The 14,487-nt window shown below is 41.6% G+C and carries 6 protein-coding genes; 3 read left to right on the top strand and 3 right to left on the bottom strand.

Going from position 1 to position 14,487, the window contains the following annotated elements; genetic code table 11:
* The first annotated feature begins 22 nt into the window (after positions 1 to 22).
* Positions 23 to 3,568, top strand: a complete 3,546-nt coding sequence (gene smc, locus E3D81_RS13765; RefSeq protein WP_134777822.1) for a chromosome segregation protein SMC — start codon at positions 23 to 25, stop codon at positions 3,566 to 3,568.
* 234 nt (positions 3,569 to 3,802) lie between these two features.
* Here smc and E3D81_RS13760 read toward each other — a convergent pair whose 3' ends face one another.
* From E3D81_RS13760 to E3D81_RS13750, 3 genes are all read right to left on the bottom strand, one after another.
* On the bottom strand, positions 3,803 to 6,136 hold the full coding sequence (locus tag E3D81_RS13760) for a S9 family peptidase (protein ID WP_134777821.1): 2,334 nt from the start codon (positions 6,134 to 6,136) through the stop codon (positions 3,803 to 3,805).
* A gap of 106 nt (positions 6,137 to 6,242) precedes the next feature.
* Positions 6,243 to 9,641, bottom strand: a complete 3,399-nt coding sequence (locus tag E3D81_RS13755; RefSeq protein ID WP_134777820.1) for a DUF1080 domain-containing protein — start codon at positions 9,639 to 9,641, stop codon at positions 6,243 to 6,245.
* Positions 9,642 to 9,656: 15 nt separating this feature from the next.
* Positions 9,657 to 10,925, bottom strand: a complete 1,269-nt coding sequence (locus tag E3D81_RS13750; RefSeq protein ID WP_134777819.1) for a Gfo/Idh/MocA family oxidoreductase — start codon at positions 10,923 to 10,925, stop codon at positions 9,657 to 9,659.
* Positions 10,926 to 11,378: 453 nt separating this feature from the next.
* Here E3D81_RS13750 and E3D81_RS13745 point away from each other — a divergent pair, with 453 nt between their 5' ends.
* Both E3D81_RS13745 and glpK read left to right on the top strand, forming a co-directional pair.
* Positions 11,379 to 12,950 carry a glycerol-3-phosphate dehydrogenase/oxidase gene (locus tag E3D81_RS13745; RefSeq protein WP_134777818.1) on the top strand — a complete coding sequence of 524 codons (1,572 nt, stop codon included), beginning with the start codon at positions 11,379 to 11,381 and terminating at the stop codon, positions 12,948 to 12,950.
* 24 nt (positions 12,951 to 12,974) lie between these two features.
* On the top strand, positions 12,975 to 14,468 hold the full coding sequence (gene glpK, locus E3D81_RS13740; protein ID WP_134777817.1) for a glycerol kinase GlpK: 1,494 nt from the start codon (positions 12,975 to 12,977) through the stop codon (positions 14,466 to 14,468).
* Positions 14,469 to 14,487 lie beyond the last annotated feature (19 nt).

Raw genomic sequence — 14,487 nt, 5'->3', positions numbered from 1 at the left:
GTTTTTAAGAAATGAAGCGCGCATGCAGTTAACAAAGTTAGAGATCAAGGGATTCAAAAGCTTCGGAGATAAAGTATCCATCAATTTCAATGAAGGGGTTACCGCTATTGTCGGCCCCAATGGTTGTGGCAAATCCAATGTCGTGGATGCCATCCGTTGGGTTTTGGGCGAGCAGAGTACCAAGACCCTACGCTCGGAGAAAATGGAGAATATCATTTTTAATGGTACAAAGAACCGTAAACCGGCAAATCTTGCGGAAGTATCCTTGACCTTTGATAATACCAAGAATATATTGCCTACCGAATTTACCACGGTAACCATTACACGAAAGCTTTTCCGTACTGGGGAAAGTGAATACCGATTGAACGATGTAAAATGTAGGCTAAAAGATATTACCGATCTGTTTTTGGATACCGGTATCGGGGCAGACACCTACTCGATCATCGAGTTGAAGATGATCGATGAAATCATTGCCAATAAGGAAAATTCAAGAAGAAATCTTTTCGAAGAGGCTTCAGGAATTTCAAAATATAAGGTTCGGAAAAAACAGACCTTATCCAAACTGAAAGAAACGGAAGCCGATCTTTCCCGCGTGGAGGATTTGGTGTACGAAATCAATAAGAACTTAAAAAGCTTAGAGAACCAGGCCAAAAAAGCAGCCAAATACTTCAGTTTAAAAGAAGAGTATAAAGAGGCGAGCATCGGATTGGCCTATTATAAGCTGGAAGGTTTTCATCAAGACCTGGAGCGGATCACGGAACAAGAGGGCAATCAACAGGATGAACTGCTCAAACTCCAAACCAAGATCACGCAGCAGGAAAGTAGTTTGCAGGTCTTAAAAAAGGATATCCTTTCCAAAGAGAAGAACCTGGCTACCCAACAGAAGATCACCAATGAATACGTAAATAAAATCCGTTCCTACGAATCGGAAAAAAAGATCAAGAATGCGCAGATTCAGCATCTCCAGGAAAAGGATGCTCGGTTGAACAATGATCTGAACAACGATAAGCAACAGTTGAACCATGTGCTCTATAACATCAAACGCTTGAACGAAGAGCTGTTCGAAGAGCAGGGAAAACTGGAGAGCATGAGTTTGGAATTGGAATCGAACAAACAGGAAGTGGATGCCTTAAGAGGGCAGCAACAAGCTGCTAAAGGAAAATTGGATGCTTTTAATCTAGCGAGTACCCAATTGCAGAACCAGATCTATAAACTGGAAAAGGATATTGCCGTTCTTGGTATACAACGAGATGCGTTGGAGCAGGAATCCTTAAGGACCAGTACCGATACCCAATCCAAGGAGCAGGAACTTAACCAGTTCAATATGGTGGTTGCAGAACTCGAAGAAAGGGTGAGCCTTCAACAGGAGCAATTTGATGTGTCCATGCAAACCGAACAGGAACTACAAGGAAAAATCAAAGAGACAGAAGAGCAAATCAAGTCCTGTACGGATGACCTACATAAGGAAATCAGAATTGCGGATGCAAAGCAGAACGAGTATAACCTGACCAAATCGTTAGTGGATAACTTGGAAGGATTCCCAGAGTCCATCCGTTTCTTAAGAAAACATGCGGGTTGGAAACAGAAACATCCCCTATTTTCAGATATTCTATTCTGTAAGGAGGATTATCGGGTAGCCATTGAAAATTATTTGGAACCTATCATGAACCATTATGTGGTAGAATCTAAGGAAGATGCGGTGCAAGCCATCCGTTTATTGTCGGAAGCCTCTCGTGGAAGAGCCAATTTCTTCGTTTTAGATGCTATAAACGAATTGGCGAATGATCAACCTGCTTATCCGTCCGATGATCGGTTGATTTCTGCCATGGAAATCATATCGGTGGAGGAAAAATATAGACCACTTTGCAGTTTGTTGCTGCAACATGTTTTCTTGCTGAAATCTGAATCGGAGATCAACCTGGAGAGCAGTTTACCACAGGATCAACGTATTATCCTACAACGAGAAGGAAAATACAGCAAAACCAGGTTAGGCCTAAGTGGCGGTTCGGTAGGATTGTTCGAAGGGAAAAGGATTGGTCGGGCAAAGAATTTAGAAAATCTTGCCAAGGAGATCAAGACCCTCAACCAACGGATAGAAGGACTACAAAAAACGGAAAAGGAATTAAACGATAAACTGATATCCTTTAAAGGAAGTTCGCAAAAGGAATTCATTGATGAACAGCGCATGCAATTGAATCGCTTGAACAATGAATTGATCACGGTTAAAACCAAACAGGAACAATACCTGACCTTCATTAACAACAGTCAGAACCGGAAATTGGATATTGAAACCAAAATCCAACAGCTTTCGATCGATCTGGAAAAGGCGGAGCCGGAATTGATGCGCCTTAAAATCCAATCGGAGAATGATCAGGAGGAATTAATGCGTCTTCAGGAATCTTTTAGGGATATTTCAGAGATCTTGACCGATAAATCCACGGTATTCAATCAGATCAATATCAAATTCCATCAACAACAGAGCAAGGTTTCCACCTTGAACAAGGATTTGGAATACCGCGATGCGCAGCAGCAGGATTTTGAAAAGCGGATCGAGAAAAACAGTTTGGAATATGAGCAGGTGAAGGTGGAAATGAAAGAAGCACTGAAATTTGTAGACCATGATGATTCCGATCTTTTGACCATGTATGAGCAGAAAGAATCCTTGGAAAAGGGATTGCAGGAAGTGGAAGAAGATTTTTATGCCTCACGGAAGACAATTAACGATGTGGAAGAGGAAATCAGTTCTTTACGGAAATCAAAGGAAATCTGTGATACCCTGATTTCGGAATTGAAAGATAAGAAGACGAGTTTACAGATTGATCTAAATTCATTGAAAGAAAGGTTGTCGGTAGAATTCAATATTAATCTCCAGGATCTTTTAGAGGGAGAAATCCCTGAAAATAGACCGAGCTGGCCGGAATTGGAAAACAGCTGTCAGAAATTGAAGAAGCAGTTGGATGATTATGGTGCGATCAATCCAATGGCCAAAGAGGCTTATGATGAAATGAGCCAAAGGCATGATTTTATTCAGAAGGAAAAAACTGATCTTTTGGAGGCGAAAGCTTCCTTAATGAGCACGATCATGGAAATCGATCAGACGGCAAATGATAAGTTCATGTATGCTTTTAATACGGTTCGTGAGAATTTTATTCAGGTGTTCCGGTCTTTATTTAATGAGGAGGATTCCTGTGATATTGTATTGAGCGATCCGAATAATCCATTGGAATCGGATATTGATATTATCGCTAGGCCTAAGGGTAAACGACCATTGTCGATCAACCAATTGTCTGGTGGGGAGAAAACCTTGACTTCGACAGCCTTGTTGTTTTCCTTGTACCTATTGAAACCTGCCCCTTTCTGTATATTTGATGAGGTGGATGCACCATTGGATGATACGAATATTGATAAGTTCAATAACATTATCAGGGAGTTTTCGAACCAATCGCAATTTATTGTGGTATCGCATAATAAACGGACTATTGCAAGTACGGATATTATTTATGGGGTGACGATGGTGGAACAAGGGGTTTCAAGAGTTGTTGCTGTGGATCTAAGGGACGTAGCTTAACTTCGTTATTTACCGTCATTGCGGAATCCCCGTCATTGCGGAATTCTCGTCATTGCGAGGAGGCACGACGAAGCAATCTTCAAGCATGTCATGGTGAGCGTAGTCGAACCATCTGTTCGGATACAACCGTACAGATCCTTCGACTGCGCTCAGGATGACAAAAAGACTGCGCTCAGGATGACATAAAGACTTCGCTCAACATGAAAAAAAACTACCCTCCCCACTAAAAAAACATCAATCCTTCAATGTTCTTTCGAACAACTTAAAGATCCTCTTATACTCATCCGTCCAGCTACTTGCCGTCACAAAACCATGGTCTTCCACGGGATAAACCGCCAAATCCCAATTATCCTTGCCCAACTCAATCAACCTCTGATTCAATCTTACAATATCCTGGAACTGCACATTCACATCCACCATCCCGTGCAACATCAATAAATTTCCCTTTAACCCCTCCGCAAAATAAATCGGAGAGCTCCGTTTGAATGCAATAGGATCCTCCACAGGCGTATTCAAAATATTTGCCGTATACCCATGGTTATAATGTGCCCAATCTGTCACAGAACGAAGAGCTGCGCCAGCTTTGAACTTATCAGCCTCCGTAAACAAAGCCATCAGCGTAATAAATCCACCATAAGAACCGCCATAAATACCCACATAAGCCGGATTTACCCCATAATTTTCCACCAAATAATTCACTCCATCCACTTGATCCGTTAAATCCTTACCTCCCATATGTCGATAAATTCCCGTACGATGATTTCTGCCATAGCCAGAACTTGCGGTATAATCAATATCTATTACCGTATAACCATGATCCGCTAACATATTATTGAACATATATTCGCGGAAATATTGGCTCCACCAATAATGGACATTCTGAAGATATCCCGCACCATGCACAAAAACAACAGCTGGCTTATTCGGATGAGGGTTTTTAGTTGGGTATACCCTCGCATAAACATCATCTCCATGTCTATTTTTGAATTTAACCATATCCGGCTCCCTCCAGGCATAACTATCAAATTCAGCACTTGTCGACTTGGTCACTTGCTTGGCGGCAACCTTCGTGTTGTTGGGCTGCATATACAATTCCCAAGGCTTGTTCATGCTCGAATAATTGATCGCTAACCATTTCTCATCTGGAGATAATGTTACTTCATTCCCTCCTTTCATTTGGGTGATCTGCGTCAATTCCCCTCCAACCACATTCAACCTATAAAAATGTGTTATCCCAGGATGTTCCTTATTACCAGAAAGATAAAAAGACTTCTTATCCTTTGATAATTGCACCGATTGAACTTCCCAATCCCCAGAAGTCAACTGTTTCTTTTCATTGTTCAATAGATCATAAGTATACAAATGGGAATACCCACTCGCTTCACTCTGGAAATAAAAAGTATGACCATTTATCCAGCGGACATCCCGCCCTATTCCTGGACCAGAAATCCACGCATCATCATGTTGCCTATTTAATACCGTTAACTTCCCATTAGATGGATCCACCTGTAAGATCCAGAAATCCTTATTATCCTGCGATTTGGCGGTTATAACTCCATATTTTCCATCAGGCGACCAAGAAGTGCCCCCCCAATTCACAGCCCTATCTTTGTTTGATTCCTGTAGTTTTGCCAAGCGTTCTGGATAATCCGAAAGATAAGCTGGAAGATCCTTGATGCCGGTAATACCTGCTGATTTAATCTCCAACACGGTATCCCGATCCAATTGGTAGAGGAAAGATCGATATTGGGTCAATACATTTCCCACTTTAGTCCTCATATTCAGATCCTCTACATAACCCGAGCGGGTGATGAAATCAGGAACAATGGTATTTCGATTTCCTTTTGCCGGATAGACCAAACGATAGTTGATCTGTTTCCCATTCGGATTGATACTCCAACCAGCTAAAATTCCATCGCCAATATATTGAGGTTTTAAGGTCTTTGTAGGCTTTCTATTATTTTCTTTAGGCTTATCCTTGAATACATCAAATAGCTCCTCTTGATCCTTCTTTAGCCAGTTATCCTGCTCGCTTAATCCGCTTCCCTTTCCTGGCGCTTGGCCTTTTACGAAATTGCTCAATTGCTTGAGCTGCATAGTGGACAGGTTTAAGGCATAGAGGTTCTCATTTCTTACAAATACGAGATCATTATTGGCAAGAAACCCCAATAAAGATTCCCTTTCCAAGGTTTCAGTCAATTGAATCTCGCTTTTCGATTTGGGTTTTACAAGATATAGGTCGCCATTCCTTTCATAGGCCTTTAAGCTGGCATCTTGGCTGAAAACATAATTGGGAGCGATATCGCGTTCTGCAATACTGTCTGTACTGGGTTCATATTGCTGTTTTTTCACATCCCAACGGAATACTTCCGATTCGTTTTTATTATTGGGGTTCCAATCGAAATAAAGGTATCTACTATCCGCAGACCAACGATAATTACTGGGTGCAGTACCCATCCATTTCGGATCACGCATGATCTTCTCGACCGTTAGAGGCGCCAATTGCGCATAAACTTGGGAAATGGGAGCAATAAAAAACAGGGATAAATAAAGGTTAATCTTACGCATACGATGAATCTTGGGTTGTAAGGCAATTATACGAGATAATTCAGAAAAACAAAGGGTTGTTCAATCAATTTGAACAACCCTTTATATTAAAGTTACAAATGGGTAACTACAATTTTTTCACACGGATATTACGAAGGAACACTTCGGTACCATGGCCCAAGAAACCGATATGACCAGCTTTATTGGACAATCCAGGATGATTTTTCTTATCAGCCGTACCATTTTTGCTGGCAGCAGACAAATCACCATCCACGATTACTTTTCCATTTACCGTCACTTTGATCTTGTTTCCTTGAACACGGATTTCTTCAGTATTCCATTCACCAACTGGATTTAGGGATCCGCGTTTTGCAGCGATGATACCATAAACCGATCCATGGTATTGGTAAGGCTGAAGGTTTTTATACACCTCTGCCCCATCGTCCAAGATCTGGATTTCCATTCCTGCATAGGCAGCATCACCATCTAAAGGCGTACGAATACCCACACCATTATTGGCTCCAGGCGTCAATTTGAATTCGAAACGATAAACGAAGTCACCGTATTGCTCTTTGGTATATAGATTCTTACCGAATTTTGCAGTAGGGTTTGAACGGATATAACCTTCCGGTGTAATTTCGTAAGCCGGAGTAGCGGTCCATTTATCTAGATTTGTTCCATCGAACAACATTTCGAAACCTTCGTTCTTTTCTTGATCGTTCAAGGTATAGACTTCTTTACGCGCTAATTCTTTGATGTAGATATCACGATACCATACGCGAGAACCATGTGCCTGAAGTTCGATCTGTTCGGTTGGGAAAATCGATTGATTTCTGTCCCAGTAGTTTTCCAAAGGAACATTGTCCACTACCAATTGACCATTCAACCAAACGGAAACATTTTCACCAACCATACGGATTTTGAAATTATTCCATTCACCCAATGCGTTATCAGCCACAATTAAAGGGTCTTTACCGCCTTTATTGTTGTTATATAGGCCACCAGAACCAACTTGCGCTCCAACATTGGTACGCGAAATATCCCAGATTTGAACCTGTGGCGTTCCTCTTAAATAAACTCCAGCATCTGGTTCTTTTCCATTTGGATCCAATTTCCAATCCACCAACATTTCAAAATCGCCATATTGCTTAACAGAAGCAATGTTATCGCCATGTCCAGAGAAAACAAGGTCTCCATCGATAGCCGACCAGCTTTCGCGCATCTTCTTATCCGCTTCTGCTTGTTTGGTTGCTAATTCTGCCTTAGATAATTTAGCTCTGGAGATCGGGTTTCCAACAAGTCCTTTCCAACCTGTTAGGTCTTTACCATTGAACATAGAAACAAATCCTTCTCCTTGAGGCATTTCCGCCAAATGGCGTACTACGGCTTCTTTCAGGTAGGAGCTTTCACTTCCGGTCAATTTACCCGCAGCCTTCTCCAAAATACCGCGTACTTCCTTACCTACGAACGATTTATTATCCATAGCCACGTTCATAGCTACGTTGGATGCCGTCTCTCCTAGATCCTTGTCGTCCATATAAGGAGCAGCAAACATCATGGCTTGGTAAGTTCCAGTGGATTGCAGGTTGCTCAATGCCGATTTTTTCTGGGCAGTAGTTTGTGCTATTTCAAAGGCATCTTTCAGGAACAAGGTTTTCTGTTCTGGCGTGATCTTACTGGCATTGATCTGTTTGATCAAGCCCGTAAAAATGCTGTTGAACAATTTCGCATCTTTTTCGGTTCTCGACAACTTGATCAAAGCTTCCAAAGATTCTGGATTTGACCAGTTGGCCAAGGCCTGAATGGATTCTGCTTTCAATGGTCCATTGCTATTGTTGTAATTCTGTACTGCCTTAAGCGCTTCTGCACCACCAACACCAGCAAATATTGGGAAATATTTACCTGCTGAAGGAGCGGCAGAACGAGAAATATTAGCAGCTAATTTCTGGATTTTTGCATCCTTATCCGCACTTGCGTTTAAAGCGATAATAGCAGCACGTTGAGCCGCCTTTACTTCCTCTGCATTTTCTGAATCCAATAGATTGATCAATGCTTCAAAATTATCTGGGTTCACCACATTCGGAAGAGCTTTATAAGCCGCCAATCGCACATTAGCATCATTGGATTTTTTCAAGCCAAGTACAGCAGTCGCCGCATTGGCATTGCTTCTTTGCGCAAGGATATCCAAAAGCGCTAATTGGGTTTTCGTATCAGCTGTAGGCAAAGCTTGGTTTACCACATCGATGGTGCCTGCATCTTTAGCTGAAAGAATCAATGTTTTGATAGCTTTAGTTTCTGCATCCGATGCAGCTGCTAACTTGGAAATCAAAAATGCGGTATTGGTTCCTTTGGAAAGTACGGCCAATGCATTTAATGCGGCAATTTTAGCTTCCTCATCTTTAAGGCTGTTATAATTTTTCTCAATGGTCGAGATGGTAGAAGCAGCATCTTTGGTAGCTAAAAAGTTCAGAACGGCTTCCTGGTTATCGGCATCTAATCCTCTAAGAGATGCGGCTAATTTTTTCAGGTCACCTGCTGATGCCTCATCCGCCAAAAGACCCAAGGCCACATTTCTCAGCAATTTATCATCAGAAGCTGCTAATTTAATGAGGTTCTTCTTTTGTTTATTAGGAGAAATTTCTGTCAGAATACCCAAAGCTCCAGCTTGAATCGTCGCCGATTTAGCCGCTGCAGCCTCTTGGTAAAGGGTATTTGCGAACTTCGTTGCAGCAGCATTTTCATCTTTTGCTACCAATTTGTCTGCATATTGGATAGCTAGTGCTGCAGCATTTGAACGATCAAATGCATAATTCTTCTCTTTTGCTTTTTGAAGGAAAATGGCCGCGGAATTTGTACCAGCAATATGGCTCAACGCAGTCAATCCAGCGAATTGGAAATTATCAGAAGGATATTTCCCTAATAATTCAATGATCTTGGCTTCTGCTTCTTTGGATTCCAGGTCGCCTAAAGCCGTTACAATAGCAGTGGCAATCTTTTCGGAAGGTGCATTGGCCAAAGCATTGTTCAATGCTGCTGCAGATTCAGCGGTACGGATGCCATTCAATACTCGAGCAGCTTTTTCTGCTAGGTATTCATCTGAAAGATAGGGCACTACTTTTTCGATTGCCTCATTCTTCGCGCAGTTTTTCAGCAATTCCAATACATAACCTTTATTATTAGCATCTTTCAATTTATCCAATGCAGCAAGCAGACCTTGCACATAAGTTGCGCGTTGGCTATCAAAGCCTGGTTGCATCACATAAAAAGCATAGGAATTGGTTGCATATTCCACAGGTGCATTGTTTCCACCTTGTGGTTTCAAGCCCATCAATAAGTTGGTTACATCATCAGCTGTAAATCCTTCCAACTCCTTCATGGCTTGGGTAAACTTACCAATTTCTTCGGCGGGCTGTTGCGCCAATACATCTGCAATTTTGGTTGCCGAGGTACGGTTTGCAGGTTGTTGGGCATAAGCCGCAACCTGTATTAATAATAAAGCGGTTATCGTGTTAAATACTTTTTTCATGATTTCTTTTAGGTTTTAGAATGACCAAGGTCCTCTCATAGGTTGATTAATTAAGCGGTTTGCAGCTTCATCGTTTACAAACTCTTGTTTTGCAGAATCAAAGTGCAAGGTTCTGTTCAAGCGCAATGCCGCTAGGCCTAAATTCACCAACGTACATGAATAATAACCGTTTTCTTCGTTCAGTGCGAACTTCTGACGCGTGCGTACGGCCTCCACAAAATCCGTTATCTGCGGAGCAGGATCTGGATATTGGGCTAATTTACGCTCCATATCAACGATATCGGATTGGAATCCGCGGTATAGTTTACCTTGAGGTCCTTCAATATAAGCTTTGCCTTCTTCTGTGCCGGCACCATCTAGGATGATCTGGCAGCCATCAGCATAGGTATAGGTGATTTTTCGCCAAGTTCCCACAGCATCAGAATGTTGTTGTGGAGCATCCACCTCTACTTTGATCGGGCTTTCGTTGTCTTTTCCTAGGAAATATTGAACAGGATCTAAATAATGTTGTCCCATATCACCAAGACCGCCACCATCATAATCCCAATACCCACGGAAAGTCGTATGAACGCGGTGTGTGCTGTATGGTTTGTATGGCGCTGGACCTAACCACATATCGTAATCCAATTCTTTAGGAACTTGTTGAACCGGAAGGTTCTCCTTTCCTACCCAATAAAATTTCCAGTCAAAACCGGTGTGTTTACTGATCGTTACTTTCAAAGGCCAACCCAACATACCAGTATCCACTAATTTTTTGATCTTTTTAACGGGTACATTCATGCCATAGAAATTGGCATCAAAACGGAACCAAGTATTCAAACGGAAAATATTTCCATGCTGTTTTACAGCTTCTTTCACTTTTTTACCTTCACCAATTGTTCTGGTCATTGGTTTTTCACACCAGATATCTTTTCCTGAACGCGCAGCTTCCATGGCCATTAATCCGTGCCAGTGTGGAGGAGTTGCGATATGCACAATATCTACTTCTGGATTATTGATCAGATCACGGAAGTCGTGGTGTTCCTTAATACCACCACCAAGCGCTTTTTGCGCTAATGCCAAGTGCCTGGTATCCACATCACAAATGGCAACAGTTTTTGTTCCTGCATAGCCAAAATGTCCGCGGCCCATAGAACCTACCCCAATGACACCTTTGGTCAAATGATCACTTGGAGCCAGATGGCCCTTACCCAATACAAAGCGCGGTACAATAGTGAATGCCGCAGCTCCGATTAGAGATTTCTTAAGGAAATCTCTTCTAGAAGAATTTTTTGTTTCGTTCATAATATTGATGGTTCCATTGAAAAAATATACGGTTTGAAAGGACGCAAGGTAGGATCTGATTCCATAATTTAGTCCGCCTTTCAAGTATATTAGCTCATAAAAACGTTTATTGTAGATTTAGTTTACAATTCTATAAAATCTTTTCAGTAATCACTTATTTAATCAGGTCAAATCTATATTATTTTACGCCATAATTGATGTAAATTACCTCAAAAAGAGAACACAACCGTTTGCGTAAATAAAATATTACTCATATAAGTATGACATATTCCTGTTCAGTTAATAAGTAGAAAATTAAATATAGGTAAATTTTAGAACTGAAGTAGCAATTAGCTTTAAAAAGCTAATAAAAGGTTAAATTATCTTTCGAAACAAAAAGAAAAAAAATAAATAAGTTTAATAAAGTTGTCAAATAGCTAATAAATTCCCTATTTTTAGCTAAAACACTTATCAATGCAATCCGTGCTAACAAGAGAAGATCAACTAAACCGACTTCGGACAACAGAAAAATGGGATATTATTATCATCGGAGGTGGGGCCACAGGTCTTGGAACTGCCGTAGATGCAGCCACCCGAGGATATAAGGTCCTACTGCTGGAGAAATATGATTTTGCCAAAGGGACATCCAGTAAGAGTACTAAATTGGTCCATGGTGGGGTACGATATTTAGCGAATGGAGACATAAAACTGGTTATCGGTGCCTTAAAGGAAAGAGGTCGTATCTTCAAGAATGCGCCGCATGTTTCGACAGTACAATCCTTTGTTATTCCTGTTTATTCTACCTTCAGCAAATTAAAATATTTGATCGGACTCAAGCTTTACGATTGGTTGGCAGGGAGTTTAAGGGTTGGGAACTCCATTTCCCTTTCCAAAAAAGAGGTGATAGAAAAATTACCGCATATTGCACAGAAAGATCTGCATGGTGGAATCTTATATTACGACGGGCAATTTGATGATGCCCGATTGGCGGTGAACCTAGCCCAAACAGCTGTGGAGCATGGAGCCACTGTTCTAAACTATGTGGAAGCAAAAAATTTCCGAAAAGATGAACAGGGTAAATTATCCGCTGTCATCTGTAAAGACCAGGAAACGGGTGAGGAATTTGTAGCAAAAGGAAAGGTGATCATCAATGCTACCGGAATCTTCGTGGATGATATCCTGAAATTGGATACCCCTACGCATAAAAACCTAGTTAGACCAAGCCAGGGATCACATATTGTGATCGATCAGAAATTCTTAGACGGCAAGGACGCCTTAATGATACCCGAAACCTCGGATGGTCGGGTGTTATTTGGTGTGCCTTGGCATGGAAAAGTACTATTGGGCACGACAGATATTCCCATCGATGAACATGAGATTGAGCCTAGGCCAATGGATCAAGAGATTGAGTTTATTCTGGAAACGGCTAAAAATTACCTAAGCCCTGCCCCAACCCGTGCGGATATCTTAAGTATTTATGCCGGCCTACGACCTTTGGCAGCGCCTACTGGAAAGGATGGTGAAAGCACCAAAGAAATATCCAGAGACCATAAACTGATAAAAAGTGATTCTAATTTGGTGACCATAACTGGCGGTAAATGGACCACTTACCGAAAAATGGCTGAAGAGACTGTTGATATGGCTATAGCAGTAGCCGGTTTGATCCCGGTGCCATGTAAAACGAAACAGATGCCTATACATGGAGCTACGAAAGATCGTTATCATGGACATTGGAGTTTGTATGGAAAGGATTATGCGGCCATTCAATTATTGGCCCAGGAAAATCCAGCTTGGAAGGAAGAAATTGTACCAGGTTATGATTATCAGTTGGTGGAAGTGGTATGGTCCTGTAGACATGAATTTATCCATAAAGTGGAGGACTTTTTAGCCCGTAGATGTCGGCTATTACTATTGGATGCAAAAGCTTCCATAAAAGCGGCAAGAAGAGTGGCAAAAATCATGGCTGTGGAATTGAATAAACCAGAAGACTGGGTGGAAAAAGAAGTTAAAGAATACGAGGAACTAGCTTCCCGTTACTTATTATAATATAACCTTTTATAAATTACGATAATGAAAGAATACATCATTTCCTTAGACCAAGGAACAACGAGTTCTCGTGCCATTCTCTTTAACAAAAAGGGAGAGATCGTTGATATTTCCCAGAAGGAATTTCAGCAGATTTATCCAAAATCAGGCTGGGTAGAACATGATCCCCAGGAAATATGGTCGAGTCAATTGGCTGTATTAACGGAGGTATTGGCCAAATCGAAAACTAAACTGGAATCCATCAAAGGGATCGGTATTACGAACCAACGGGAAACCACTATTGTATGGAATAAACGAACGGGAGTTCCCATTTATAATGCCATTGTTTGGCAGGATCGTAGGACAGCAGACTATTGTGCAGAGTTGATCGCAAAGGGGCAATTAGAAAAGGTTCAGGAGAAAACAGGATTATTGATCGACTCTTATTTCTCAGCAACTAAGATCAAATGGATCTTGGACCATGTTAAAGGAGCGCGTAAGCTAGCGGAACGTAATGAACTGGCTTTCGGAACGGTAGACAGTTGGTTAATCTGGAATCTAACCGATGGAAAGGTGCATGTAACGGATGTCTCCAATGCATCCCGCACGATGCTTTATAATATCAATACTTTGGAATGGGATAAGGACTTATTGGCCCTTTTTGATATCCCAGCTTCTATCCTCCCTGAAGTAAAAAGCTCATCCGAGATCTATGGAGAAACATCCACCGAATTGGGAAGTAAATCCATTCCGATTGCGGGTATTGCGGGTGATCAGCAAGCAGCCCTATTCGGACAGATGTGCCTGAAAAAAGGGATGGCGAAGAACACCTATGGTACAGGCTGTTTCTTATTGATGAATGTGGGCAATAAGCCCGTGAAATCAGAGAATAAATTGGTGACCACGATCGGATGGAAAATAGGAAAAGATGTTGTGTATGCACTGGAGGGCAGTGTATTTATTGGAGGAGCTGTGGTACAATGGCTTCGCGACGAATTAAAGATCATCAAAAAATCAAGTGATATCGAGGCATTGGCTACGAGCGTGGATGATACGGATGGGGTTTATCTGGTTCCTGCATTTGCCGGATTGGGCGCACCTCACTGGGACGCAAATGCGCGAGGAACACTATTTGGTATTTCCAGAGGTACTTCCGACGCCCATATTGCGCGAGCAGCATTGGAAAGTATCGCTTATCAAACCTATGATATCCTGAAGGCCATGGAGGCAGATTCCAAAACCAAGATCAAGGAACTCCGGGTAGATGGCGGAGCCACTCAGAACAATTTCCTGATCCAATTCCAAGCAGATATCCTGAACAGCACCGTGGTGAAGCCTGAAATTACAGAAACTACGGCGATGGGAGCAGCATTTTTGGCAGGTCTAGCAGTGGGATTCTGGAAAGATGTGAAAGAACTCGAAGAATTATGGAAAGAAGATAAACGGATCAGCCCTAGAAAATCCAGCAAATTAAAAGAACATATCGCTTCCTGGAATAGAGCGGTAAATGCCGTGAAATATTGGTCAGATAATCCTTAAATGAAAAACAAATAAACCT

The organism is Sphingobacterium sp. CZ-2 (assembly GCF_004526235.1).
In the GTDB taxonomy this organism is placed as follows: domain Bacteria; phylum Bacteroidota; class Bacteroidia; order Sphingobacteriales; family Sphingobacteriaceae; genus Sphingobacterium; species Sphingobacterium tenebrionis.
The sequence above is the reverse complement of the archived record's forward strand: the minus strand, read 5'-3'. Positions and strand labels throughout refer to the sequence as shown.

Coding starts and splice junctions, on each gene's coding strand:
- smc (WP_134777822.1), top strand. CDS start 23: ATGCAGTTAACAAAGTTAGAGATCAAGGGATTCAAAAGCTTCGGAGAT.
- E3D81_RS13755 (WP_134777820.1), bottom strand. CDS start 9,641: ATGAAAAAAGTATTTAACACGATAACCGCTTTATTATTAATACAGGTT.
- E3D81_RS13750 (WP_134777819.1), bottom strand. CDS start 10,925: ATGAACGAAACAAAAAATTCTTCTAGAAGAGATTTCCTTAAGAAATCT.
- glpK (WP_134777817.1), top strand. CDS start 12,975: ATGAAAGAATACATCATTTCCTTAGACCAAGGAACAACGAGTTCTCGT.
- E3D81_RS13745 (WP_134777818.1), top strand. CDS start 11,379: ATGCAATCCGTGCTAACAAGAGAAGATCAACTAAACCGACTTCGGACA.
- E3D81_RS13760 (WP_134777821.1), bottom strand. CDS start 6,136: ATGCGTAAGATTAACCTTTATTTATCCCTGTTTTTTATTGCTCCCATT.